This is a genomic window from Microcoleus sp. AT8-A3 (assembly GCF_036705675.1).
GTDB lineage: Bacteria > Cyanobacteriota > Cyanobacteriia > Cyanobacteriales > Microcoleaceae > Microcoleus.
The window spans coordinates 1-24,595 of record NZ_JAUBVD010000039.1 but is presented as its reverse complement, the minus strand read 5'-3'; the positions used below and the strand labels follow the sequence as shown (position 1 = coordinate 24,595).

Genomic DNA, 24,595 nt, shown 5'->3' with positions numbered 1-24,595 from the left:
TGCGCGACAGTCCTGCTAAAGTAATGGAGACAAATATTTAGAGAACCAAGACCTTGAACATCTATCTTGGGACAGATATCGTATATGTTCCGCGCATTCAAGCCGCATTAGACCGGTTTGGCGATCGCTTCCTCGAAAAAGTTTACACGCCCGCCGAACAAAGGGATTGCGGACAACAAAATTCTCAACACAGCAGCATTAAAGGTAAAATGAATCGAGTTTCCTGCAACCAGCTAGCGGGCCGCTGGGCAGCAAAAGAAGCCGTTGTCAAAGCTCTAGGCACGGGATGGCGGGGAATACGGTATGCAGATGTGGAAATTCGGCGCTCCGAAAACGGTGCTCCAAACGTGCAACTGCACGGAGCCGCAGCAGCACAAGCCTCTGTTTGGGGAAATTGCCAGTGGCAATTAAGCCTCAGCCACGACGGAGACTATTGCACGGCTACGGCGATCGCCCTTTGTACCCCGCCGTCAAACAACGCTGTCGAGCGATCGAGCGAAACTAAAATCTAAAATCTAAATCTTTAATCTAAAATTGATAGATTGTGAGTGTGAATGACTACCGAAACTTACCTGAATCATCCAAACTTTGGCCTCCTCTTCAGGGTATCCCAGGTTGAAGACAGCCAAGAATTATTTACCACCCTATACGCCCAACGCCTGTTTTTTTTGGTGACAAACGGCCCTGGCGGGCTGAGATTTGAACCAATCAGCCGCTCCGACGCTCGCCTCATGGTCGAAATTCGCCTGCGAACCCTGCGTCGCAGCGGTCAATATCACGAGTACGACCAATTGCAAACCATTCACCAGCGTACATTTCAATAACGAAAATCAGTAATTTGGTAATTGGTAACAGTCTTAATTTTCCTTCCCTCCCGTCAAGAGCGTTGAGTACCCATGACCATAGCCTCTCGAATTAACAGCATTCGCCAACACTTGCCGGAATCAGTGCGGTTAATTGCCGTTACCAAACAGGTATCGACTGATGCTATCCGCGAAGCATACGACGGCGGTATCCGGGATTTTGGCGAGAGTAAGGTTCAAGAGACTGCCGAAAAACAAAGCCAACTGCAAGATTTACCGGATATCAACTGGCACTTGATCGGGCACTTGCAAGCCAACAAAGCCGCCAAGGCCCTAGAGCATTTCCAGTGGATTCACTCTCTCGACAATTTAAAACTCGCTCAGCGACTTTCGCGCTTGGCGGGGGAAATGTCCTGCTCTCCCCAAGTCTGCCTGCAGGTCAAAATGTTGCCCGACCCGGACAAATACGGCTGGAGCGTTCCAGAACTGCTGGCTGACCTTCCAGAACTCAACAAATGTCAGCATATCAAAATTCAAGGTTTGATGACAATTCCTCCGCTGGGATTAGATGACTCCCAAATCCTAGAATTATTTAACAGCACCCGCGAACTTGCTGACAAAATCCAGCAGCAAAATTTGCCCTACATTCAAATGCAGCAGCTCTCGATGGGGATGTCGGGAGATTATCATTTGGCAATTCAAGCAGGTGCTACTATGGTACGGCTAGGACAAACCTTATTTGGCTCTAGGAGGGGATAAATAATTGAAATCTTCTGATAAAGACAATTTGGGTTAAATATAGAATAGTCAGCCACCCGCGACTAACGCGCAACGCGAGTATAGTCGGGGCAGCAAAGTCGTAAAGGAGCGTGAATCATGAATATTTTTTCTAAACTGCGAGATTTTGTAGGGATCAACAATGAGCCTGAGTACGATGACGTGTACGACGAAACTGAAGGGGAGCGCTATCAGAACTTCTACCAAGCGCCTGAACCCAACCCCGCGGCAGTCGCAGCGGAAGAAGAACGTCGTCAAAATCGTAGAATGCGAGAGCGGTCAGTAGTAGGATCGACAGGTATGGATGTAGTTGCACCAACCGGGGGAGTAGGGTCAGTAATGAATAACGTGATTGGAATGCCTGGAGCTATGAACGGGATTTCGGAAGTAGTAGTAATGGAGCCGCGCACTTTTGAAGAGATGCCGGCAGCAATTCGAGCCCTTAAGGAACGGAAGTCTGTGGTTTTGAACCTGACGGTGATGGACCCAGACCAAGCGCAAAGAGCTGTGGACTTTGTGGCGGGCGGTACTTATGCCCTTGACGGTCATCAAGAGCGAATTGGCGAAAGTATTTTCTTGTTTACGCCTAGCTGCGTGCAGGTGAGAACTCAGTCTGGTGTGGTTCACGAAGTGCCTCCTGCTCAAGGACGCCCTCGTGCTGCTGCTCCTGCACCGACAGTCTGGCCGGCAGAACAAGCTACCATCGCTCAGTAGTTATTAGTCAGTAGTTATTAGTCATTAGTCATCTGTCTTTAGTCTTTAGTTATTAGCCAGTAAGCTTTTAACTAGCGAGATCCTGAATTTTGTATCCTTAGTTCTGGGCGCTTAACTCTTAGCTAAGGCGGAGAACTGATAATTAATGGCAACTAATAATTAATGACTAATGACTAGCATAAAATAGTAAGGTGCGTCGCTTTCTAATTTTCGATCGAACTTGTAAATTGTTGCGGGCGACGCACCCTACAAGGTAGCACTGTAGACTAATGACTAATGACTAATGACTAATGACTAATGACTAACATAAAATTTGGTACGATCGGCGGCGGGGTAATGGGAGAAGCTCTCTTATCCCGCTTAATTGCACAAAAAGTTTATTTACCTTCAGAAATATTGGTGAGCGAGCCTGGGGTAAAACGCCGCGAGTTTTTGGCTAACAAATACGGGATTGGAACAACAGCCAGCAATCTAGAAGTTGCTGCGGCTACAGAAGTGCTGTTTTTGGCGATTAAACCGCAAGTTTTTGATACGGTAGCTTTGGAGTTGGCGGTGGCGGCCGATCGCAAACAGGGAAATAATGGAGAAACGGCTAATTCCCAGCCAGAAGCGCTAGTAGTGTCGATTTTGGCCGGAGTGCCACTGAGCAAGCTGGAACCAGCCTTTCCGGGGCGGGGAGTGCTGCGGGTGATGCCGAATACTCCAGCCACGGTAGGAGCGGGAATGAGCGCGATCGCTCCGGGAAAACTCGTGCAACCGGCTGATTTAGAATTGGTAAAGCGCATCTTTCAGGCCGTGGGAGAAGTGGTAGAAGTACCTGAGAGTATGCTCGATGCGGTGACTGGGCTTTCGGGTTCCGGGCCTGGTTATGTTGCAATTTTGATAGAGGCCTTGACAGATGGCGGAGTTTGTGCAGGACTGCCACGGGCGATCGCCTCTCAATTAGCGCTGCAAACAGTATTCGGTACGGCCAAGCTAATGCAAGAAACGGGAATGCACCCGGCACAATTGAAAGATCAAGTTACGAGTCCCGGCGGTACAACTATTGCCGGAATTGCTAAACTAGAGAGTAACGGCTTTCGTTCTGCCCTAATCGAAGCAGTGAAAGCAGCTTGTTTGCGTTCTCAAGAATTGGGTAAATAGGTGTTAGTGCCATGCTGACTTTAAAATTAGATTTAAGTCCGTGGATCAAGTTGACAGACGATCAGTTTTACGAACTGTGCCAACATCACCCCGATTATAAATTTGAACGGAATGCAAAAGGAGAACTGCTGATGGTTCCACCAACGGGAGGAGAAACGGGCAACCGTAATATGGATTTATCCTATCAATTGCAAGCTTGGAGTCGCCAAAATCCGAATCTAGGAATTGCTTTTGACTCTTCCACCTGTTTTAGACTCCCAAACGGTGCAACTCGTTCTCCCGATGCTTCTTGGATAAAACGCGAAAGATGGGAAGCTTTAACTCCCGAACAAAAAAGAAAATTTCCGCCACTGTGTCCTGATTTTGTAGTGGAATTGTGCTCGCCCACTGATTCTATCCGAGAAACGCGAGAGAAAATGCAGGAATATCGGGAAAATGGCGTTTGTTTGGGGTGGTTGATTGACCCGCAAACGCGGAGTGTGGAGATTTATAGGATCGATCGAGAAATAGAAATATTGCAGTCCCCTGTTACGCTGTCAGGGGAAGATATTTTGCCCGGATTTGTGTTGGAACTAGGGCCCGTTATGGGAAATAATTGAAAAGGTGTCAGGCTGTTTCAGATCAATCGCTAGCTGCTGTTTCCAATTTCTGCCCAATCCTTGGTTCCGTACCATTCAAAAGCCGCTGAATATTGCTGCGGTGCCGCACAATTACAAACACACCGCCCGCAATGCCAAACAATACATAAGCCAGGGGCTGATGTAAAGCAAACATCAATCCAGCCACGCTAATTGCCCCGATAATCGAACTTAAAGAAACAATTCGCGACACCGCAAACACGATTCCAAAAATTCCGAAAGTTCCCAAACCAACGGGCCAGTACAAACCAAGCAAAACTCCCAAACTCGTAGCCACAGATTTACCCCCCGTAAACCCCAGCCAGATTGATTTGCTGTGGCCCAAAACAGCCGAGAAACCCGCCAAAGTTGCCATCCAAGGGAGGACAGTTGCAATATTTTCTAAACCGGCGGCGGTTGCTAGCTGGCTGGTAAAAGTGAGAGAGTAAATATAGCGAATTAGGACGATCGCACTTACCCCCTTCAACACATCCACCAACAACACCCCCAACCCCGGCCCTTTGCCCAAAGTCCTCAGTACATTAGTCGCACCAGTCGAACCCGAACCAACCTCTCGAATATCAATTCCCAGCATCCATTTCCCCAAGGCGTACCCAGTCGGAATCGAACCAAGCAGATAAGCTGCTATTAACAGTGCGCCATTTAAAATTATCCAGCTAGCCATTTTTTTATTTGAGATTTCGTGTACAGCAGAAGGAAGAAGGCAGAAGGCAGAAGGCAGAAGGCAGAAGGCAGAAGGCAGAAGGCAGAAGAAGGAAGAAGGAAGAAGAAGGAAGAAGGAAGAAGGAAGAAGGAAGAAGGAAGAAGAAGGAACAACCAATTCCGGTCAATTTCCCTCTGAGTTTCTTCAGTCCACGCAGGCGGACGAAAGTTTGTATAGCAGCGAATTATATTCGCCCGGACTTACTCAAAAATCCTTAGCAGTCGTCAAAGTTTGCGGATCGGCAGCAAAGGCCAACCATAACGGAAATTGCAGGATTGACAAACTAATTAAATCCTCAGTTTCATCAATGACAATTAGGGGCAATTTGCCATCTTTCACCAGTCGATCGGCTTTTTGAGCCAAAGCTTCCGCAGACTCAAACATAATAATCCCCCTTTCCGGGCCAAAATCGCTGCGAGTAATGCCCAAACAGTCCTGCAAACCCCGGCGCCACTCTCCCAAACGTTCGGGACTGTTGGCGAGCACCAAAGTCCGCACCCGTCCGCCGTAGACGCTTCTGAGTACAGAAATAATTGTCGAAGTAATCAAGATATTTTGCAAGCGCGAACCCATAGTCCGCAAAGCGCCCCTTCCTCCTTGGGTGAAAAACCAGTTAGAAACTCGTTCCGCGTGGATGGGTTCAAAAGTGCGGCGGAGTTGCCAAGGCGGGCCGTAGTAGTCGGGGACAGTGCGATATTGATCGAGGGTGCGGCGAATTTGTTTGGCTTGTTCTTGAAATCCCTGTTCGGCAAATTTGGGATTTACCGGTGCTGAGGATTGAGACTCCTCAGCAGCAGTTCGCTGTGGTGTCTCTTGCGTCGGCGGTGTCAAATCTAAGAGTTCGGCGGTAGCGGCCAAATCCTGCAAACTGCCTACTAAATAGTCTTTGAAACCCTGGACTCGAATTGCTAAATCTTGGGAAACGCCGGCAAAAGTGGTTCGCATTTCCTTCTGAATTCGATCGCGCCGGCGTTCTAGTTTTTCTACTTCGATTTGTAGCGCTTGTTTGCGCTGATCTAGTTGAATCAAGCCGTCTTGTACCAAACGCCCGATCGATGTTTGAGCCGCGCCCAACGCTTCTATAGCATTGGCTTTGTCGGCTTCCAAGGCGGCAATTTTTTCAGTCAAAGCTTGTTCTTGCTGCTGCAATTCTTTGATTCTCTCTGTCAACTGTTCGGTAACATTTTCTGGGATGGGCGTTACCATTTCTGCGGTTGCTGTTGGCTGGGAGTCTGTGGGAATCTCGATTTGAGCGATCGGACTTTCTGATTCGGCCTCGTCGGTGTTGGGCGCAATTTGGGCTAGTGCGCCTGCTTCGTCCACGAATTGGGCAATTTCGGCATCTTCCTCGTCCAGCGGCGGGTCTGTTTCTGCCGGGAGTTGGGCGGGCAGTTCATTTTCGTCGATCCACAAATCTTGTGTTTGAGATAGAACTTGGTACTCCGTCTCATTCACGGGTAAATCGACTTCGCCGTCACCGCTTGGGGTGGCTGGTTGTGGTTGCGGTTCTTGGGTTGGAGATTCGTCTGAATTCATGGGAAATTTTGTTCGGCGTGGGCACGGAAAAGTTAAAAATTAAAAATTAACAACTTTTTTAGTCTTGACGGGGACAGCGCTGTTCTAAGCAGGTCTGTAGCATTTTACGATCGAACAGAACCGGCAGAAAGTGAATGCTGTTAATTTCTTTGAAATAGAACAAAATCGGCACAGCGGGCCAAAATATCCGCCAATTTTGCCATTCTCGGTAAGGAAAGCGGCGGATTAAGTTGGACGATCGATAAATGTCCAAATCTGTTGGGGTAAATTGTAGCCGGATGGTGGCGGCTTGGTACATCAAAAACAAGCCGAACACAGAAAGTGGCAAACTCACCCACTTCTGCACGAACAGTAGCGGTACGGCCGCCAGTACCAGGACTAGGGGAATCGCATAACTCGGGGCGAGTTCGATCGTACTTGTCGGCGCAGTCGAAGAGGCTGTTGTAGTCACGGGTTTAAATCAAGGGTAGTAAACTAATGTTGCCAATTATTCATATTTTATCCGTTTCTTAGCTTACAGGCCTTTGAGTACGCTAGAGCCCGTGCCCTGAAACATCAGCCATGTCATCAAAAAGTTAAAGATAAAAATAGCCAGTAAAGCCGTCACCACCGCTGTGGTAGTCGATTGGCCGACGCCTTTTGCCCCGCCGGTGGTGGTCAAGCCCCAGCTAGTGCCGATTACAGCAATCAAACCACCGAATACAAAAGCCTTAATTGCCGCGCTGCAAATATCCCACAAACTCAGGAAATTGCGGACTGATTCTAAAAACACGTTTTGAGAGATGCCGTACATCGTCGTAGCAATCAGCAGTCCGCCGAGGATGCCCGTGACGAGACACATGATGGTTAAAATTGGCAGCATCAAGCAGCAAGCAATGACGCGGGGAATTACTAAATAGTCGATCGGGTCTGTTTTGAGCATCAGCAGGGCATCTATCTGTTCTGTTACCTGCATCGTGCCGATTTCCGCCGCAAAAGCCGAACCTACCCGTCCCGTCACGATTACCGCTGTTAAGACGGGGCCGAGCTCGCGAGTCAAAGACAAAGCCAAAACGCCACCTACGACATTGCCGGCCCCGAGGTTAATAAACTCCCTCGCTACCTGAATAGTAAATACCATGCCGACAAAACCCGCAGTCAGCAAAGCAATCAGCAGAGATTCCGGGCCGACTGCTGCCATTTGGTCGATGGTGTTGCGACGGTGAATTTTGCCCTTCAGCAAGTGCAGCATAACTTGGCCGCCCAATAAAGCTGCTGCCAGCAACCGCCGACTCCACAAACTGAGGCTGGAAGATGTAGTGGTGCTCAAGGGGATTTCGAGTGTAGAACAACTGCCAAAAATGAAATCTATCTACAAATCTTAAACAAGTTTTTTCTATAACATTTAAGATTTCTGACAGAACTGGCCACGGAGGGCGATCGCTGCCTATCGTAGAAAAGGACAAGTTTTGTTTGCTTGCACCTTTCGGCAGTTTAGCTGAATTTACTGACTCTTATGAGCATTTTTCCCAATTTTCTTCGCTCTGTACTGTTGACGGGCCTGTTGAGCTTTGTCGCCCCCTTATTGTTAATCGGCGGGGGATTGACTAGCTTTTCGCTGATTGGCTTCGTGCCTGCTCTCCAAGGAGTTGGTCGTTCTGGAGAAGAGCTGATTTTGCAGTTCTTAGCTACTTTCGGCAGCGGCTGTCCCCTCCAGGGTTTTTTCGTCATCGGTCTAACTTTTGGTTTGGTGGGTGCTTTGTTTGATACCTACGCTTCTTATCAGCATTCGCGGTGGAGTTAATCGAACCTTCGATTTTAGATTTTAGATGGGAATTCCTCGATCGAATCTAAAATCTAAAATTGCTGGGTTCGGGTTGGATCGGATACCCGCCCCTTTTGATGATTTTACAATACCGATCGCGAATGTTCGGAAATGCGATCGGCCTTTTTGCGGAAAACCGAATCCCCCAGTTTCGGGAGCTGGAATATATTAAATACAGGTTGAGTCAAGTGTTTCTCAACCATAAAAACTTCAGATAGTCGAGGTATTAGTTATGGCACTTATTCGTTGGGAACCTTTGCGGGAAATGGACTCCTTGCAACGAGAAATGAATCGGTTGTTTGATAGCTTGACACCGGCAACCGATCGCGCATCTAACGGTGTTGCTTTTGTACCCCCCGCCGAACTCGATGAAACTCCCGAAGCCATCCACCTTAAATTAGAAGTTCCGGGCATGGAAGCTAAGGATTTGGACGTACAAGTAACCGCAGAAGCTGTTGCTATTAGCGGCGAACGCCGTCTGGAAACTAAGAGTGAAGATAAAGGCATGACTCGCTCTGAGTTCCGTTACGGTTCGTTCCGCCGGGTGATTCCCCTACCCGCACGGGTTCAAAATGACAGCGTAGAAGCTGAGTACAAAAATGGAGTTTTGCACCTGAATTTGCCCAAAGCGGAAGCGGAAAAGAACCGCGTGGTTAAAGTTCAAATCGGCTAATAAATAATTTTTGGCTAATTGCTGAGAGGGCGTGCGGTATGCGCCCTCTTTGTTTTGGTAATTGGTAATTGGTAATTGTGAGTTTGAGGAATAATTCTGCCATCTTCCTTCTTCCATTTATCCGTTACATCCCGTACATTGCTCGTTGCCGAACTTTCTTTTTCCCAGTTTATAACTGTGCTAAACTCCAATAAGCAATGGTTGGTGAGGAGACTTGCGTGCCGAGTCAGGGAGTTGGAGGTAATGGAATTGCATCTGAATTTGGAGACTTAACCGGGATGACTCGCCAAGAAGTCGATGACTTTTTGCGCGGGCTGGGTGCAGAAATCAGAACTACTGAAGGGGGTTATCTTGAATACGAATTTGCCGATCGTTCGCGAGTCAATATCCGTCCTGATGGTGAAGTTGTACGCACCCCACCTCCCAGATACGGTTCAGATGGCCGAAAAATAAACAAAGGTTTGCGTCTTGACAAAGATGGCAGCTTGGTCAAAACACGCGATGAATTTGGCAATAAGATTCCTGGGACGCACAATACTGGAGAAAAAGTGAGTAATTAATATGCCCGATGACTACAACTTGCTTAATTTAGGTGGACTTACATCCCTGATCGCAAATGTCAATGTGTCTTTGTGGGGGAATGAAATTTTATTTGAATGTATTTACGATCCGACAGGCGATCGATTGCCTTATAGCATAGTATTTCATGACTGCCGAGACATCAGTTGGGAGGTGTTCCATCCTGAAGATGTCACAGATACTGAAGCTGATTTGATTGGCATTCATTTGGGTGAAAACGCGCACCGGAAAGCAGCTTTGATTCATACAGATATTTTTGAAATTTCTCTTCTGTACGGCAGTTTTAGCATTCACAAAGGAGATAATTTTAACTCACCAAGAGCAGATTTAGAAACAGAGGTTTTGGCATAGGGTACGCCAGCAGTATTGTACAAATAACCAATAATATGGTTTCCGGTTGCATTGGAATGATTTAACCGCAGAGAACGCAGAGAACACAGAGGGAGATAAGAGAGATGAATTATTCCGATCCTATAGCCATCCTTGCAGGAGTCGTCAACTTTTTACCCCACCCCAACCCTCCCCTTATCAAGGGGAGGGAGTAAGAAATTCACAAATGATTTAGGCTTGCTATAACAGATTTGATATAACCAGTAACCAAATCAGTTTACGATACTTAATAGAACTTTTTCCCAGATGAGGTAAAACACAATGCCTGATATTGTTGATATTGCCGTAGGTGCGGGTTCGTTTCAAACCCTGGTAACGGCGGTGCAAGTAGCTAATTTAGTAGACGCGCTCAAAAGTCCGGGCCCTTTTACTGTCTTTGCACCCACTGACGATGCTTTTGCGAAATTGCCGCCGGGAACTATCACAACCCTAGTGCAGAACGTTCCCCAACTAACCAGGATTTTGATGTTTCACGTGGTATCGGGGAAGTTTATGAAGGCTGATTTGGCAAAAGTCGGTTTTGTTACTTCCTTGGAAGGTTCGCCGATTAAAATTGATTGTTCGGACGGTTTTGAGGTGAAAAATGCTACAGTTGTTGCTGCGGATATCGAAGCAGACAACGGCGTCATCCACGTCATCGATAACGTGATTTTAATGGGATAATTTCGCTGTTAAATCTCGCTGCGGGAGCGAACCTGGTGCTTTGCGGTGCCGATTTGCTCCCATCGCACGCTTTTTATTTATCGGTTGAAGGTAATTTCAATATCAAAAAGTTGTCTTTTCGGCGGATGTATTTTAAGATGATTGTTTGAAAAATTTAAAAAATCAATAATTATAATATAAGCAAACCAGCGTGGTGAGCACTATGCAAATCCTAGCCGCCAGCCTCAAAGCACAAGTCCGCCAGCGTACCTTGGAACTGCAAGTTCTCAACGAACTTACTGCAAAAGTTCAAACCAGTCTCAGTGCTGATGAAATTTGGTCTGCGTGTCTGGCATATCTCGATCGCCTCATTCCTGGCGCGGCGATCGCCCTTTTGACGCCACCGGACGATCGACTATACCTGGAACACTCACAGCCCTTAACTGCTAGCGCCAAAGCCGAAATTGAAGAGCGCTTGCAGGTTGCTCGCGCTGAATGGCTCGCCGGCAATCGGGACTGGGCGCACAACATCGCTCCGCCACCAATTGCTCAGTTTCAGTCGGTATTGATGGCACCAGCCAACCTGGATGAAAGTGAAGAATGGTTGGGAGTATTTTTCATTGGTGCAGAGCAGGCAAATGCTTTTAATTTGGAACACCTTTGTTTGCTCCACACAGTCGCTCAAATTTGTGCAAAAAAACAGTTAAATACATTAGCAGCTAAAACGACCAGTGTCAAGGATAAACTAAAAACTAATTTTGCTCTGGATTCGGAAAGTCAAGAACTATTGTTGCGGGCTGTAATGGACGATGCGCCGGACAGAGTTTTTGCGAAAGATAAAAATTTTAGATACATTTTTGTCAATCAAAGTTTTGCGGAATATGTGGGGAAAAATGTTGAGGAAATAATCGGCAAAGATGATATTGAATTAGGGTTTTGTGCCGAATTAGTCTTTGGCGATCGCAACAACTCAATTAGGGGCATCCGCGAGGAAGATCGAGCTGTGCTGGCTGGGGAGAGGGTTCACAATCCCTACCAGGCGATCGTCTTTGAAGGTGGCAAACAGCACATCTTTGACACGCAAAAAGTGCCACTGTGCGATGCAGAGGGTAATATATTTGGGGTTTTGGGTTTTTCTAGAGAGATTGGTCAATTGCAGGCCACAGATGAAGCCAGGAATCAAAGCCAAGCCAAACTGCAAAAAATTACTGCTAGCGTACCCGGTACGGTATATCAAATTGACTTACATCCAGACGGCTCGATGGCCTTCTCGTTTGTGAGCGCGGGCTGCCGAGAATTGTATGAAATAGAACCAGAGGCTGCTCAGCAGAATTTTAATGTAATTGTTGACATGATTCATTCCGAAGATCGAAATGATTTTCTCAACTCGGTGACGCTTTCTGCTGAAAACTTGCAGCCTTGGCGCTGGGAAGGAAGAATTGTCACTCCGTCGGGAAAACTTAAATGGGTGCAAGGAGCTTCCCAGCCCGAATTTCAAGCATCGGGGGAGATAGTTTACTACGGCTTGTTCACGGATATTAGCGCCCGGAAACAAGCTGAACGGAAGCTGCAACTTTATCAACAAATATTTTTGAAATCCAACGATGCGATCGCGATCTTAGACCCCCAAGGCTATTACTTAGAAACAAATCAAGCTCACACTGCTTTGCTGGGCTACAGTTCGTCTAAATTGTGGGGAAAAACGCCTGCAACTCACATGGGAGAACAGGCATTTACGTCTGTGCTGCAAAGCTTGGCAGAAACTGGGAGTTACCGAGGCGAAATGACCTGTATTAAGGCTGTGGAAGAAGGAACAGTTGAGGTGGAGGTTTCGGCTTTTGCGGTTTTAAATGATGCTGGGGATGTAGTTTGCTACGTAAATGTCAAAAGAGACATCACCGAACGCAAGCGAGCTGAGGAAAAACTAAAACTTTACCGAGAAATATTTTTAAACTCCAACGATGCGATCGTCATTATTGATGCTGACGGGTTTTTCGTCGAACAAAATCTTGCTCACCAAACGCTTCTAGGATACACAGACGCGGAATTAGAAGCAGAAGCTTCGCCGCTGGTTGCGGGGGATCGCTTTTTGGCAATTGCCCAAAGTTTAGCAAAAACAGGAAGTTTTCGGGGCGAAATTATTAACTCCACTAAAAAAGGCCACACGCTGGCGATCGACGTTGCGGCATACTCTGTGATTAACAACGCCGACGATGTAATTTGTCACGTCTGCGTCAAGCGCGACATTACTGAACGCAAAAAAGGAGAAGAAGAAAGGCAAAAATTTGTGTCGCTGATTGAAAACAGCAGCGATTTTATCAGTATGGCTACCCTGAAAGGCAAAACGCTGTTTGTCAACGAAGCCGGACGAAAACTGGTGGGGGTAGAGAATCTTTCGGCAGTGCTTTATACGGAGATTTGGGATTATATTGGGCCCTATTTTCAACAGAAATTCAGTCAAGAGATTTTACCAACAATTATCAGTCAGGGCCAGTGGCAAGGCGAAGGTCAAATGCAGCACTTGGCCACCGGACAGCCCATTGATGTTGTGATGAATGCTTTTCTGGTCAAGCACCCTCAAACCACTGAGCCGCTGTGCTTTGCTGCGGTAATTCGCGATGTCACCGAACGCAAGCAAGCTGAGAGAATGCTGCGGGAACAAGCAGAACAAGAACGGCTGGTTTCGGCGATCGCCCAGCGAGTCCGGCAGTCTCTCAACCTCACTCAAACTCTGAGCACTGCTGTACAAGAAGTGCGGCAGTTGCTGGCAACTGACCGCACGATAATTTATCGTTTTGATTCCGAGGAAACAGCGGTTGTTGTTGTGGAATCTGTAGGGGATGATTGGATGCCCCTGCTGGGCAGAAAAGTTCAAAGAACATCCTTTGGGGAAAATTTTGTATGGCTGTACAGTCCAGGAACAATTCAAGCAATGGCAGATATTTATACTGCCAATTTGAGCGATGAACACCGAGATTTACTCGCTAGTTTGCAGGTAAGGGCTAATGTAGTTGTACCAATTTTTATAGGCGATGAAAGTCAGGGTTTGGCAGCAGAATATTCGCCGGAAACTCGAAGTGAACTGCCGGGAAGGAGTTTGGAAACGAGCCAAAATCGGTTGTGGGGATTGCTGATTGCCCATCAGTGTAGCGCTCCGCGTGTTTGGACTGATTCTGAGATGGATTTGCTGGGAAGGTTGAGCGTGCAGTTGGCGATCGCCATTCAGCAATCTACTCTTTTTGAACAAGCGCAGCAGGCACGAGAAGCAGCCCTAGAAGCGTCTCGAATGAAGTCGCTATTTTTAGCAAATATGAGTCACGAAATCCGTACTCCGATGAATGGAGTGATGGGGATGACAGATTTGCTGCTGAAAACGAATCTTACTCCCGAACAGCTTGACTTTGTACAGACGCTGAAACTCAGCGGTCAAAATTTACTCTCCATCATTAACGATATTCTGGATCTCTCCAAACTGGAAGCCGGAGAAATGCGCTTAGAAATACTAGAATTTAACCTCAGTATCTGTATGAATGAAGTGCTGGATTTGTTGGCAACTCCCGCACAAGAAAAAGGTATAGAAGTGGTGGCACTGATTGACAGTGACGTGCCGGTGCAAATTAAAGGTGATGCAGCGCGGTTGCGGCAAATACTCACTAATTTGATCAACAATGCTATTAAGTTTACAGAAGCAGGAGAAGTGGTAATTGAGGTTGCTAATGCTAGTAATCCTGAGTTATTGGCAGCCACCGATAATCAGAGAATTTTAGAGAATATCGAGCCGTTGAAAATAGAAAACAGTGACTCTATGCTCCTGCTGTTTAAAGTGACAGATACAGGAATTGGGATTGCTCCCGAAGACAAAAAAAAGCTGTTTCAATCTTTTACTCAAGTTGATGCCTCTACGACAAGAAAATACGGTGGCACAGGTTTGGGGCTGGCTATTTCTAAGCAGTTGGTGGAGTTAATGGGTGGGCAAATCGGTGTGGAAAGTACCCCTGGCAAAGGCTCGACTTTTTGGTTTACTGTGCCGACAGTTACGGAAAATTTAACTGCTGTCGGGACAGCGTGCGAAGTGAATTTTGAAACGGTGCTGGCGGGGCGAAAAATGTTAGTTGCCAGCGACAAGCCGACTGTGCGAAAAGTGCTAGTGAGAATGGCTGTTTTGTGGGGAATGGAAGTTGAGGAGGTGGAAAACGGTTGGATGACGATCGCATCTCTGTACAAAGCTGTTAGCGTTAATTCCCCTTACGATATCGTTTTGGTTGATATTCAGTTGCCGGAAATGGTGGCCGGAAGTCTCGAACGCTTGAGGATTTCTGAGCCGGCAATGCAGCAGACGCATTGGGTGGTGCTGACTTCAATGACTCAGCTTGCAGAGGCGAAACGCTTGGTAGATAGCGGTTTTAGCGGGTATTTAACTAAACCTGTGAAAGCTCACCGACTATTTGATTGCTTGGCGAATGCGATCGCCCCGATGACGCTGATTGAGGAGCCGCCGGCAAATCCAACTTCCAATCGAGCCTCAGCTATTGACAGCCGGGAGTTAGCAAGTTTAAAGATTTTGTTAGTTGAAGATACTCCTATCAATCAAAAAGTTGGTCTCAATCAACTCAGAGTTTTGGGATGCACTGCGGATGTCGCCAATAACGGCGCAGAGGCGCTATCTATGGTTGCTCAGAAAAAGTATGACATTGTGTTGATGGACTGTCAGATGCCGGTTTTGGACGGTTACGAAGCAACGCTGGAATTGCGCCGCCGGGAAGCGGCAGATGCTGCTGGGAAGATGGAACCACATCAAAAGACGGTGGTGATTGCGATGACGGCGAATGCTTTGAAGGGCGATCGGGAAAAGTGTCTGGCGGCGGGCATGGACGATTATATTAGCAAACCTATTGCGATCGAAAAGTTAAAATCGGTACTAGCAAATTGGTCGGTCAAACTAAAAATTGGAAATCCCAAGTTTAAGGCCGAGGAACTTCAAAACTCTGAACCAGATATCGAATCGGTAGTCGATATGGCACGTTTGCACGAAATTTCGGGGGCTGATGTAGAGTTTGAGCGGGAAATACTGCAAACTTTTGTGGTGGATACTGGTAGTTATTTAGAAGCTGCTAAGGGGGCGATCGCCTTGGGAGATATGGAGACACTCGCCCGCCACGCTCATCAAATTAAAGGTGTCAGCGCTACGGCGGCGGTGCGGTTAATGCCCGATATGGCAGATCGGCTTCAAAGTCTGGCTGAATCTAATGATTTGGAGGGGGCTACAAAAATCATTGCTGAATTAGAAATAATTCTGGCGAGGGTTCAAAAGTTTGTGGCTACCGAGTAGTCAATTTTATTGTGCACCGGGCCCGTGGAGCCCGATCGCGGATATTGGCAGCCCCGCGAGCGAGCGCGTGTAAAGATTGTTAATCTTTTATCAAGATGTTTATCTCAATGTGAAGGAATTGGGAACTCTTATAACATCTTGTGTGTTGTAACTTGCGACACTACTGTCTTAAGTTATTGTGGTCAAATATAAAATAATCATTAAGCCGATGGCTCAGAGGGTGCTTTTCGTCTATCGGCTTGAGACACCAAGACCAGCTTTTCGCTATCCCCGCCCATTAAGTGCGTATTTACGCTCAACGAGGTTTTATGACTCCAGTCATGTTACGCCAACTCTGGTCATTAATTGAGACCACCCAAGCTACTCTGTTAGTCAATTTAGACGATGCCACCCTGGTACAGTGGCTGCTGAAGCAGTTAAAGACAAACTCTGCGCTCAATGGCAAAGAAGCAGATTTGTTGGACGAATACATCCAGTCTCGGCTGTCCCTAATCCGCGATTTAGCTGAGCAGCGGCTGGCACCAGAGCTACTGTGAGCGGATTCAATCAAAATCGGATAAATATTCCAGGGAAAGGCGATTCTCCCTCGCGCTGGGCAGAAATAGCAGAAAAGAAACCGGGTTTCGGGGATAAATCTGAGGTTTGACGACCACACCTCCAGCCAGAAACCGGGTTTCTAACTTTGGGATCCCAGCTTGCTCAAAAAAAACAGGCGGGTAGTCGGGGCAGTTGTCGCTGTGCAGCAACGGATGCAGAACGGCTAATTTGAAACCGGAAGCTGTGTAGATCGCCGATCCCCACAGTTCTGACAGCTACAAGGTAGGATTGTCAGGAAAGCGTTCTATTAAAATCTATGCGTAAATGGGGATTTCTGCTACTAGCAAGTGTGTTGTTTGTGGCACCGTTGGCATCTTGTAGGGATCGATCGGCACAAACCGGACAAACAACAGCAACAACTGCAGCAGGCGGCAACTCGCAACAAGGTTCCAGCCGGATAGATACAATTATCAGCCGGGGCAAACTGATTTGTGGCATCAGTGGCGAACTGCCGGGTTTTAGCTTTGTAGACGAAAAAGGCAAATATTCGGGACTGGATGTGGATGTGTGCAGGGCTGTGGCGGCGGCAATATTTGACGATCCCGAAAAAGTCGAGTACCGAAAGCTCAATGCTAAAGATAGATTTACAGTTTTGCAGGCGGGAGAAATCGACATTCTCAGCCGAAATACCACCTACACCGCGAGTCGCGACAGCACTACCGGACTGGAATTTGCCCCGGTGATCTTTTATGACTCTCAAAGCATCATGGTCAAAAAAGACAGCGGCATCAAAAGTTTAAAAGATTTTGCGGGCAAATCTATCTGCGTGCAGACAGGTACGAGCACCGAACAAAATTTGTCCGACCAAATGCGAAAATTAGGAATTAAATACACTCCTGTGGTGTTTGAAGATGTGAATGCTACCTTTGCTACCTATCAAGAAGGTCGCTGTCAAGGTGTTACTGCCGATCGATCGCAACTTGTTTCTAAGCGGACAACTCTGCCGAATTCCGAGAATAATGTTGTTTTGCCGATCGTGATGTCAAAAGAACCATTAGCCCCAGCGGTGAAAAGCGGCGATCCTAAATGGGCTGATGCGGTGAGATGGATCGTTTTCGCGGCGATTGAAGCTGAAGATTTGGGAATTAATTCAGGAAATGTAGACCAAATTGTGGCAAGCACTACAGACCCGAACATCAAACGTTTGCTAGGAACAGAAGGAGATTTAGGTAAAGGTTTGGGACTCCCGAACGACTACGCCGTCCGCGTTGTGAAGAAAGTGGGGAATTACGGGGAAATGTACGATCGCAACCTCGGCCCCAAAAGTACACTCAAGTTAGAACGGGGTCAAAACAGACTCTGGAAAGATGGCGGTTTGCTTTACTCGCCGCCATTCCGCTAGTAAAGCTATGTAGGGTGCGTGACGGTAAAAATCCCCATCGCCAATCAAGTAACTATCAAGTCACGCACCAAAGCTATGTAGAGTGCGTGACTTGAAAAATCCCGCTCGCCAATCGAGTAACTATCAAGTCATATCAAATCCGGTAGCATCGGAATAATTCATCTCTGTATTCTCTCCCTCTGCGTTCTCTGCGCCCTCTGCGGTTAAATAATTCCGATGCAACCGGAAACGATATCACGCACCAAAGCTCAATCTCGCCTGGATTTGCCAGCAGATTTATCAAATATAATTTAAGTTATGAACCCAGAACCTCCACCGGGCAAAGCCCAGAGATTTCCCAATTTTAAAGATATATCAAAACTGCTGCGGGACGATCGCTTCTGGAAAATAGCCGTACAGGCGATCGCCCTAATTTTAGTAATAGTTGTGATCGCGATTCTCGCGGACAATCTGGGCGCCAATTACTCGCAACTGGGGATTGCATTTGGATTTGACTTTCTCAATTCCCAAGCATCCTTTGACATCGGCGAAAGCGTGATTCCCTACAGTCCCGAAAATAGTTACAGACAAGCTTATTTTGTCGGTTTAATTAATTCGCTGCGGGTGATGGGTCTCGGCATTATTTTTGCAACAGTTGCGGGTTTGACTGTAGGAATTGCGCGCCTTTCCGACAATTGGCTGCTGCGGAGTTTGGCTGGTTTGTACGTAGAAATTTTGCGAAATACGCCGTTATTGCTGCAATTATTTTTCTGGTATTTTGCCGTTTTCATTTCCCTGCCAAAACTCGAAGACAATCAGCAGATGAGGGGGCCGATTTACTTGACAAATCGCGGCATTGCTGTACCAACAGCGGTGGCTTTGCCGGGTTTTGAGATTTGGTTGATTTTGCTAACTGTCGGAGTTTTGGCTGCCGCTGGGCTGTGGATGTGGCGGGCGCGGGTGATGTTGGAAGAAGCTAAGCCGGGAAGACAGTTGTTTTGGGCTCTAGGTGCGATCGGGCTAAGTGCAATCTTAGCTTGGATTATCACCAAAAATCTGCCTTTTCGTCTAGATGTTCCGCGCCTGACACCAACATTGCAACTCGAAGGAGGATTAAAATTCACTCCAGAATTTGCTGCCTTGGTGACAGGACTCAGCTTGTATACTGGCAGTTACATTGCAGAAATTGTGCGGGCCGGAATTCAGTCAGTATCGAAAGGCCAGTGGGAAGCGGGAAAGTCTTTGGGGCTGAAGTCTGGAACAATGATGCGGATGGTAATTTTACCGCAAGCTTTGCGGGTGATTGTGCCGCCTTTAACCAGTCAGTATCTGAATTTAGCTAAGAATTCGAGTTTAGCGGTTGCGGTTGCTTATCCCGACGTTTATTTTGTGGTGGGATCTCCGACGTTGAATCAGACCGGTCGGGCGATCGAAGCAATGTTAATTATCATGGTAACATATCTAACAATTAGTTTGATAGTTTCTCTGTTCATGAATTGGTACAATAAAACTGTACAAATCAAGGAAAGGTAAATAGTTGAAATTTAATCTATTTTAATTGGAATCAAAGGAGAGCGCGTTAAATGGCGTACAGTGACTTTAGCTGAGACCGAGTAACGAAAACTTGTGAATTGACGACTAAACAATAATAAAAATAACCAACAACAACTATCTTTTTTTTGCTAGTATCAAACTTGAGGAACATCAAATGACACAAGAATTAATTGCTCTTAGAAAAAGCATAGTGGAAGGAAGGTATACGGATGCTTTGGCAATAGTCGATGAGTTAGATGGAATGAGCAAACAGGCAATTTTGCGACAAATCCAATCTTTTTTAAATGTTTTGCTGATTCACTTGATTAAAAATCAAGTTGAACAGCGATTAACTGGTTCTTGGGCTAGTTCGATTCGCAATTCAATCAGAGAAATTAAGAAGGCAAATATTAAAGATAATAAAACATCTTATTACATCAATTCTGATGAATGGGAGAGTTTTATAGAGGAGGAGGTGATTGAGGATGCGATTGCAGAGGCGGCGGAGGAAGTATTGAATGGTATTTATAGTCAATTTCAACTTGCAGAGATGATGGATAGAAACCTGATTATTCAGACTGCTGTGAGGTTATTGAACTTGACTTATATCCATTCCGCCAAAGATTTACCCGCAGTGTTAGCCCAGCATTTAAGTCAGTTACCAGGTGGAGAAGATTGGATAAATCGGCGAAAATAAGTAGGATTTTTTTTAGCCTTGGCGATTGGAAATCGCGTCTACACAAACAAAACCCCTGGCGATTGGAAATCGCGTCTACACAAACAAAACCCGCCTACGCGGGTTAATAAAATATAGGATTGAAAACCGCTAGATGGAAACTCTCCCCATATTACCGCCCCCAGCCACCGAATCGCCTACCCCTTGGAATTGGGCGCGCAAAAATTTATTTAGTACCTGGTACAACAGCATTCTGACAGTAGTTTGCCTAATTATCGCCTTCCAAACTATTAAAGGAATTATCGTTTGGGCAACAACAAAAGCTCAATGGCGCGTATTAGAAGCCAACTTGCCACTATTTTTCGCAGGAAGATTTCCCCGCGAATCGTACTGGCGGCTGTGGATAGTAACGGCCATAATTGCCTTGTTGGGAGGATTAACTTGGGGAAACATTCAGCGGCAAGAACGTCTTTGGAATCCGCCTTTACTAATTATACTTGGTGCTGCAGTTGTGGGTGCTGTCATTTCGCCGATCGACCTAACCTCTCGTTTTTACCTGCTAGCCAATATTATTGTAGCGGCTGCTAGCTATTGGACGGGGAGACAAATTAACCCTAAAATAATGAGTTGGATACCTGCAATGTGGGCTCTTTCCTTCCCCATAATTTTGTGGCTAATTAAAGGCGGGTTGGGTTTGACAGAAGTGTCAACAAATGATTGGGGCGGTTTAGTGCTGACGCTCTTTTTAGCAGTTATTAGTATTGTGCTTTCCTTTCCTTTGGGAGTATTGCTAGCACTCGGCAGACAAAGTTCTTTGCCCGTTGTGAGACTGTTATCAACATTATATATTGAAATTATTCGCGGTTTACCCTTAATTGGCATTTTGTTTTTAGGTCAAGTGATGCTGCAACTCTTCTTGCCGCCCGAATATCCGAAATTAGATAGAGTAATTAGAGCGATTGCTGGATTAACCTTATTTAGTGCGGCATACTTGGCGGAAAACGTGCGCGGTGGCTTGCAGGCCGTGCCCAGGGGACAAATAGAAGCAGCTAGGTCGATCGGACTCAATACACCCCTACTCACAATTCTCATTGTACTGCCTCAAGCACTGCGAATAGTCATTCCGGCGATCGGCGGTCAATTCATCGGATTATTTATGGATACTTCCCTGCTATCTCTATTCGGAATGTTAGAATTAATCGGAATATCCCGCGCAGTTTTAGCAAATCCATCCTATATCGGCAGATACGCCGAAGTTTACATATTCGTCGGCATCATTTATTGGATATTTTGCTACTCAATCTCCCTAGCAAGCCGCAAAATAGAACGAACTTTAGAAAAAAGTCATTAGTCCGCAGTCTGTAGGGGCGGGTTCACCAACAAAATATAACTCCCAACCCAAATATATATAAACCCGCCCCCTCCCAACCCAAATATATATAAACCCCCCTCCGCTGAAGTAGTCAACAGTCATCAGGCAATAATTATCCGTCATTATTTAAAGGACAAACTATGCAAACTAAACCCACAACCCCAGAACAGGTAATCGTAGCAGAAAACGTCCACAAATGGTACGGACAATTTCACGTACTGCGCGGCGTCAGCATGACCGTAAACCGGGGCGAAGTCGTGGTCGTGATGGGGCCATCTGGTTCGGGAAAATCGACGTTTATTCGCACATTCAACGCATTAGAAGAATACCAACAAGGTAAAATTACGATCGACGGAATCGAACTTTCCCACGACTTACGCAACATTGAGACAATTCGCAGCGAAGTAGGAATGGTGTTTCAGCAATTCAACCTATTTCCCCACTTATCAGTCTTGGAAAATGTCATGCTAGCGCCAGTATGGGTGCGCCGCTGGCCAAAGAAAAAAGCCGAAGAAGTGGCAATGCAACTCTTAGAAAGAGTGGGCATTTTGGAACAAGCAAAAAAATATCCCGGACAGTTGTCTGGAGGACAGCAGCAGCGGGTCGCTATTGCACGTTCTCTAGCAATGCAGCCTAAAATCATGCTGTTTGATGAACCGACATCAGCATTAGACCCGGAGATGGTGCGGGAAGTTTTAGATGTAATGCGAAATTTGGCTCAAACAGGAATTACAATGGTGGTGGTGACTCACGAAGTTGGGTTTGCGCGCGAAGTTGCCGATCGCATTGTATTGATGGATGGCGGTGTTTTAGTGGAAGAAGCCCAACCAGAAGAGTTTTTTCAGAACCCGAAGGAAGAACGCACCCGCAAGTTTTTATCTCAGATACTGTAACAGATTTTCAAGTGTAGTCGGTGGGTTTGGCGACGGTCGCAGCCGTCAAAATAGACATAATTAAGGTAAAATAAAAGAGTGTACAATCAGTCTCTATTTTGCTGAGATAGCTTGCAATGCCATCCACAAAAACTCTGCCGTTAGTTAAAGACTCGGAACGCCTAGAAAGTCGCCTCAAAGAAATCCCGGCGGTTCCTGGTGTATATTTAATGCGAGACGAGAGCGATCGCATCCTTTACATCGGCAAATCCAAAAAACTCCGAAACCGCGTCCGTTCCTACTTCCGCGAAAGCCAAAATCTCAGTCCCCGCATCGCGATGATGGTGCAGCAAGTGCGCGAAATAGAATTCATCGCCACCGATACAGAAGCGGAAGCTTTAGCATTAGAAGCAAACCTCGTAAAACAGCACCAACCTTACTTTAATGTACTCCTCAAAGATGATAAAAAATATCCTTATTTGTGCATCACTTGGTCGGAGGAATACCCGCGCATTTTTATCACCCGCAAACGCCGCGCCGGTAGTGCAAAAGACCGCTACTACGGCCCCTACGTCGATACAGGGGCACTGAGGAGTACGCTGCATTTAATTAAGCGAATTTTCCCCCTGCGGCAGCGCCCTCAACCGCTATTTAAAGACCGTCCTTGTTTGAACTACGACATCGGGCGCTGCGTTGGCGTTTGTCAAGGGTTAACTTCGCCTGAAGAATACCGGAAAATAATCCAAAAAGTAGCGATGATTTTCCAGGGAAGAACTCAGGAATTGCTCGACTTGTTAGCGCCGCAAATGGAACAAGCTGCCGAAGATTTAAACTTTGAAACGGCGGCGCGCATTCGCGATCAAATTAAGGGTTTGCAGTCTTTGAGTGCGGGTCAAAAAGTGTCTTTGCCCGACGATACGGTTTCCAGAGATGCGATCGCACTTGCGGCCGACACCCAGCACGCTTGCGTCCAATTGTTCCAAATTCGCGCCGGTCAACTGGTCGGAAGATTGGGATTTATGGCGGAAATACCCTCCCAACCCAGGGCGGGTACGGGGGCACCGCCCCTACAAGCGGGGGGGCAAGAGTTATCTCAATCTCTTGTAAAAGATGGGCAAGAGTTATCTGAACTTTCTCTTTCCTCCCCCCCTTGGCAAGGGGGGGAACGAGGGGGGGTAGAGGCCGGAGCGATTTTACAGCGGGTGTTGGAAGAACACTATCAAAATGTTGAATCCGTAGAAATTCCCAGCGAAATTTCTGTGCAGTATGAATTGCCAGAAGCGGAAATATTAGCAGATTGGTTGAGCAACCGTAAGGGGCGAAAAGTTACCATTTTGACTCCGCAGCGGCAAACTAAGGCTGAGTTGATTGAGATGGTGGAACGCAATGCTGAGTATGAATTGGCGAGAATGCAAAGATTGAGCGATCGCAATTCTCAAGCAATGGAAGATTTAGCAGAAATTCTCGATTTGCCAGAAGTTCCTCGCCGCATTGAAGGTTACGATATTTCTCACATTCAAGGTTCTGACGCCGTAGCTTCCCGCGTGGTATTTATTGACGGTTTGCCCGCCAATCAACACTACCGCCATTACAAAATTAAAAATCCTGAAATTAAATCGGGTCATTCTGATGATTTTGCTAGTTTAGCAGAAGTTATCGGTCGCCGATTCCGAGGATTGAAGGAAGAAGAAAGTTCGGCAACGGATTTTATAACGGATAGAACGAATAAGGAAGAAGAATTTAGCGATTTAGGAAAATCGAAAAAAATCAGCAATTTATCCTCCGTTTCTCGTACTATCTCGGACAAACCCGACTTAATTATGATAGATGGCGGCAAAGGTCAACTGTCAGCAGTTGTGGCTGTTTTGCGGGAGATGAATTTGCTAGAAGAGTTGCGCGTTGTCAGTTTGGCAAAGCAGCGAGAGGAGATATTTTTGCCGGGGGAATCTTTGCCGCTGCCAACTAATTCTGAGCAGCCGGGGGTACAATTATTGCGCCGGGTGCGGGATGAGGCGCACAGGTTTGCTGTGAGTTTTCACCGCGATCGCAGAAGCGAGAGAATGAAGCGATCGCGCCTTGATGAAATTCCCGGATTGGGACACCACCGACAAAAACAATTGTTGGCACATTTTCGGTCGATCGACTATCTCCGTTTAGCGACTCCCGAACAGTTGGCAGAAGTTTCTGGGATTGGGCCGCGTCTGGCGCAGCAAGTTTACGATTATTTCCATCCGTAAAGCCTTACCCAGCATCGGAGACGGGGATTTTTGGGTTGAGGGGGCGATCGGGCAGCAAGTCCCGATTCAGCCACTGTGAGGGAGGTATTCAAAAATTTTGCACAGGCCTATTGCAATCCCCAGAGACTTGTGGTATGTTTAGTTTCTGTGCGCGGGCATAGTTTAGTGGTAAAACTTTAGCCTTCCAAGCTAACTATGCGGGTTCGATTCCCGCTGCCCGCTTATGTCTATAAAAACCTAGAACCCTTGAGAAATC

Annotated in this window: 24 protein-coding genes and 1 tRNA gene; 21 read left to right on the top strand and 4 right to left on the bottom strand. The window is 46.7% G+C overall.

Translation table 11 applies throughout. The features are described from left to right. Window positions 1–53 precede the first annotated feature (53 nt). The 6 genes from acpS (at window position 54) to QUB51_RS20755 (ending at window position 4,036) form a co-directional block, all read left to right on the top strand. A complete protein-coding gene (gene acpS / locus QUB51_RS20780; RefSeq protein ID WP_333058018.1) occupies window positions 54–512 on the top strand; it encodes a holo-ACP synthase in 459 nt (152 codons plus the stop codon). Between the two features lie 42 nt (window positions 513–554). Next, window positions 555–824 (top strand): transcriptional coactivator PipX, encoded by a 270-nt coding sequence (gene pipX, locus QUB51_RS20775; RefSeq protein ID WP_333058020.1) that lies wholly within the window; start codon window positions 555–557, stop codon window positions 822–824. A gap of 72 nt (window positions 825–896) precedes the next feature. Next, complete coding sequence (locus tag QUB51_RS20770; protein ID WP_333058021.1) at window positions 897–1,562, top strand: YggS family pyridoxal phosphate-dependent enzyme; 666 nt, start codon at window positions 897–899, stop codon at window positions 1,560–1,562. 117 nt (window positions 1,563–1,679) lie between these two features. Further along, window positions 1,680–2,294: a cell division protein SepF gene (locus tag QUB51_RS20765; RefSeq protein ID WP_333058022.1), complete on the top strand. Its 615-nt coding sequence runs from the start codon at window positions 1,680–1,682 to the stop codon at window positions 2,292–2,294. A gap of 297 nt (window positions 2,295–2,591) precedes the next feature. Further along, a complete protein-coding gene (gene proC, locus QUB51_RS20760) occupies window positions 2,592–3,437 on the top strand; it encodes a pyrroline-5-carboxylate reductase (protein WP_333141028.1) in 846 nt (281 codons plus the stop codon). Between the two features lie 11 nt (window positions 3,438–3,448). Next, window positions 3,449–4,036 carry a Uma2 family endonuclease gene (locus QUB51_RS20755; protein WP_333058024.1) on the top strand — a complete coding sequence of 196 codons (588 nt, stop codon included), beginning with the start codon at window positions 3,449–3,451 and terminating at the stop codon, window positions 4,034–4,036. A 22-nt stretch (window positions 4,037–4,058) separates the two neighbouring features. Here the strand turns inward: QUB51_RS20755 and plsY are convergent, their stop codons facing one another. Beyond that, window positions 4,059–4,739, bottom strand: a complete 681-nt coding sequence (plsY, locus tag QUB51_RS20750) for a glycerol-3-phosphate 1-O-acyltransferase PlsY (protein WP_333058025.1) — start codon at window positions 4,737–4,739, stop codon at window positions 4,059–4,061. Between the two features lie 8 nt (window positions 4,740–4,747). Between plsY and QUB51_RS20745 the strand changes: the two genes are divergently transcribed. Further along, a complete protein-coding gene (locus tag QUB51_RS20745) occupies window positions 4,748–4,996 on the top strand; it encodes a hypothetical protein (RefSeq protein WP_333058026.1) in 249 nt (82 codons plus the stop codon). On the opposite strand, the gene QUB51_RS20740 is transcribed toward QUB51_RS20745, so the two are convergent. From QUB51_RS20740 to QUB51_RS20730, 3 genes are all read right to left on the bottom strand, one after another. Continuing rightward, window positions 4,983–6,314 carry a DUF3086 domain-containing protein gene (locus tag QUB51_RS20740; protein WP_333210992.1) on the bottom strand — a complete coding sequence of 444 codons (1,332 nt, stop codon included), beginning with the start codon at window positions 6,312–6,314 and terminating at the stop codon, window positions 4,983–4,985. The genes QUB51_RS20745 and QUB51_RS20740 overlap by 14 nt on opposite strands. 58 nt (window positions 6,315–6,372) lie before the next feature. Then, a complete protein-coding gene (locus QUB51_RS20735; RefSeq protein ID WP_333058028.1) occupies window positions 6,373–6,765 on the bottom strand; it encodes a DUF3119 family protein in 393 nt (130 codons plus the stop codon). Between the two features lie 63 nt (window positions 6,766–6,828). Next, window positions 6,829–7,623 (bottom strand): MlaE family lipid ABC transporter permease subunit, encoded by a 795-nt coding sequence (locus tag QUB51_RS20730; RefSeq protein ID WP_333058029.1) that lies wholly within the window; start codon window positions 7,621–7,623, stop codon window positions 6,829–6,831. A 186-nt stretch (window positions 7,624–7,809) separates the two neighbouring features. On the opposite strand from QUB51_RS20730, the gene QUB51_RS20725 reads away from it, so the two are divergent. The 14 genes from QUB51_RS20725 to QUB51_RS20660 all read left to right on the top strand — a co-directional run bounded on the left by QUB51_RS20725 (window position 7,810) and on the right by QUB51_RS20660 (window position 24,561). Beyond that, complete coding sequence (locus tag QUB51_RS20725) at window positions 7,810–8,097, top strand: hypothetical protein (protein WP_333058030.1); 288 nt, start codon at window positions 7,810–7,812, stop codon at window positions 8,095–8,097. A gap of 253 nt (window positions 8,098–8,350) precedes the next feature. Next, on the top strand, window positions 8,351–8,791 hold the full coding sequence (locus QUB51_RS20720; protein WP_333058031.1) for an Hsp20/alpha crystallin family protein: 441 nt from the start codon (window positions 8,351–8,353) through the stop codon (window positions 8,789–8,791). Between the two features lie 197 nt (window positions 8,792–8,988). Further along, window positions 8,989–9,351 (top strand): hypothetical protein, encoded by a 363-nt coding sequence (locus QUB51_RS20715; RefSeq protein WP_333058032.1) that lies wholly within the window; start codon window positions 8,989–8,991, stop codon window positions 9,349–9,351. A gap of 1 nt (window position 9,352) precedes the next feature. Further along, the gene (locus QUB51_RS20710; RefSeq protein ID WP_333058033.1) at window positions 9,353–9,721 is read left to right on the top strand and encodes a hypothetical protein; all 369 of its coding nucleotides are present in this window, start codon (window positions 9,353–9,355) and stop codon (window positions 9,719–9,721) included. A 300-nt stretch (window positions 9,722–10,021) separates the two neighbouring features. Continuing rightward, window positions 10,022–10,423, top strand: coding sequence for a fasciclin domain-containing protein (locus QUB51_RS20705; protein WP_333058034.1), 402 nt, complete (start codon window positions 10,022–10,024; stop codon window positions 10,421–10,423). A gap of 202 nt (window positions 10,424–10,625) precedes the next feature. Beyond that, the gene (locus QUB51_RS20700) at window positions 10,626–15,731 is read left to right on the top strand and encodes a PAS domain S-box protein (RefSeq protein ID WP_333262764.1); all 5,106 of its coding nucleotides are present in this window, start codon (window positions 10,626–10,628) and stop codon (window positions 15,729–15,731) included. 308 nt (window positions 15,732–16,039) lie between these two features. Continuing rightward, on the top strand, window positions 16,040–16,267 hold the full coding sequence (locus QUB51_RS20695) for a hypothetical protein (RefSeq protein WP_015178453.1): 228 nt from the start codon (window positions 16,040–16,042) through the stop codon (window positions 16,265–16,267). A 317-nt stretch (window positions 16,268–16,584) separates the two neighbouring features. Beyond that, window positions 16,585–17,670 carry an amino acid ABC transporter substrate-binding protein gene (locus tag QUB51_RS20690; RefSeq protein WP_333210981.1) on the top strand — a complete coding sequence of 362 codons (1,086 nt, stop codon included), beginning with the start codon at window positions 16,585–16,587 and terminating at the stop codon, window positions 17,668–17,670. Window positions 17,671–17,967: 297 nt separating this feature from the next. Continuing rightward, the gene (locus QUB51_RS20685) at window positions 17,968–19,182 is read left to right on the top strand and encodes an ABC transporter permease subunit (protein WP_333058037.1); all 1,215 of its coding nucleotides are present in this window, start codon (window positions 17,968–17,970) and stop codon (window positions 19,180–19,182) included. Between the two features lie 175 nt (window positions 19,183–19,357). Continuing rightward, window positions 19,358–19,879 carry a DUF29 family protein gene (locus QUB51_RS20680; protein ID WP_333058038.1) on the top strand — a complete coding sequence of 174 codons (522 nt, stop codon included), beginning with the start codon at window positions 19,358–19,360 and terminating at the stop codon, window positions 19,877–19,879. Window positions 19,880–20,012: 133 nt separating this feature from the next. Further along, window positions 20,013–21,209 carry an amino acid ABC transporter permease gene (locus tag QUB51_RS20675; protein ID WP_333058039.1) on the top strand — a complete coding sequence of 399 codons (1,197 nt, stop codon included), beginning with the start codon at window positions 20,013–20,015 and terminating at the stop codon, window positions 21,207–21,209. 161 nt (window positions 21,210–21,370) lie between these two features. Next, window positions 21,371–22,123, top strand: a complete 753-nt coding sequence (locus QUB51_RS20670; protein WP_333210979.1) for an amino acid ABC transporter ATP-binding protein — start codon at window positions 21,371–21,373, stop codon at window positions 22,121–22,123. A gap of 116 nt (window positions 22,124–22,239) precedes the next feature. Continuing rightward, entirely contained in the window at window positions 22,240–24,339 is a 2,100-nt protein-coding gene (gene uvrC, locus QUB51_RS20665) for an excinuclease ABC subunit UvrC (protein ID WP_333058042.1), read from the top strand. 151 nt (window positions 24,340–24,490) lie between these two features. Then, a tRNA-Gly gene (locus QUB51_RS20660) sits at window positions 24,491–24,561 on the top strand. Window positions 24,562–24,595: the final 34 nt, after the last annotated feature.

Coding starts and splice junctions, on each gene's coding strand:
- pipX (WP_333058020.1), top strand. CDS start 555: ATGACTACCGAAACTTACCTGAATCATCCAAACTTTGGCCTCCTCTTC.
- QUB51_RS20770 (WP_333058021.1), top strand. CDS start 897: ATGACCATAGCCTCTCGAATTAACAGCATTCGCCAACACTTGCCGGAA.
- QUB51_RS20765 (WP_333058022.1), top strand. CDS start 1,680: ATGAATATTTTTTCTAAACTGCGAGATTTTGTAGGGATCAACAATGAG.
- proC (WP_333141028.1), top strand. CDS start 2,592: ATGACTAACATAAAATTTGGTACGATCGGCGGCGGGGTAATGGGAGAA.
- QUB51_RS20755 (WP_333058024.1), top strand. CDS start 3,449: ATGCTGACTTTAAAATTAGATTTAAGTCCGTGGATCAAGTTGACAGAC.
- plsY (WP_333058025.1), bottom strand. CDS start 4,739: ATGGCTAGCTGGATAATTTTAAATGGCGCACTGTTAATAGCAGCTTAT.
- QUB51_RS20740 (WP_333210992.1), bottom strand. CDS start 6,314: ATGAATTCAGACGAATCTCCAACCCAAGAACCGCAACCACAACCAGCC.
- QUB51_RS20725 (WP_333058030.1), top strand. CDS start 7,810: ATGAGCATTTTTCCCAATTTTCTTCGCTCTGTACTGTTGACGGGCCTG.
- QUB51_RS20720 (WP_333058031.1), top strand. CDS start 8,351: ATGGCACTTATTCGTTGGGAACCTTTGCGGGAAATGGACTCCTTGCAA.
- QUB51_RS20715 (WP_333058032.1), top strand. CDS start 8,989: ATGGTTGGTGAGGAGACTTGCGTGCCGAGTCAGGGAGTTGGAGGTAAT.
- QUB51_RS20710 (WP_333058033.1), top strand. CDS start 9,353: ATGCCCGATGACTACAACTTGCTTAATTTAGGTGGACTTACATCCCTG.
- QUB51_RS20705 (WP_333058034.1), top strand. CDS start 10,022: ATGCCTGATATTGTTGATATTGCCGTAGGTGCGGGTTCGTTTCAAACC.
- QUB51_RS20700 (WP_333262764.1), top strand. CDS start 10,626: ATGCAAATCCTAGCCGCCAGCCTCAAAGCACAAGTCCGCCAGCGTACC.
- QUB51_RS20695 (WP_015178453.1), top strand. CDS start 16,040: ATGACTCCAGTCATGTTACGCCAACTCTGGTCATTAATTGAGACCACC.
- QUB51_RS20690 (WP_333210981.1), top strand. CDS start 16,585: ATGCGTAAATGGGGATTTCTGCTACTAGCAAGTGTGTTGTTTGTGGCA.
- QUB51_RS20685 (WP_333058037.1), top strand. CDS start 17,968: ATGAACCCAGAACCTCCACCGGGCAAAGCCCAGAGATTTCCCAATTTT.
- QUB51_RS20680 (WP_333058038.1), top strand. CDS start 19,358: ATGACACAAGAATTAATTGCTCTTAGAAAAAGCATAGTGGAAGGAAGG.
- QUB51_RS20675 (WP_333058039.1), top strand. CDS start 20,013: ATGGAAACTCTCCCCATATTACCGCCCCCAGCCACCGAATCGCCTACC.
- QUB51_RS20670 (WP_333210979.1), top strand. CDS start 21,371: ATGCAAACTAAACCCACAACCCCAGAACAGGTAATCGTAGCAGAAAAC.
- uvrC (WP_333058042.1), top strand. CDS start 22,240: ATGCCATCCACAAAAACTCTGCCGTTAGTTAAAGACTCGGAACGCCTA.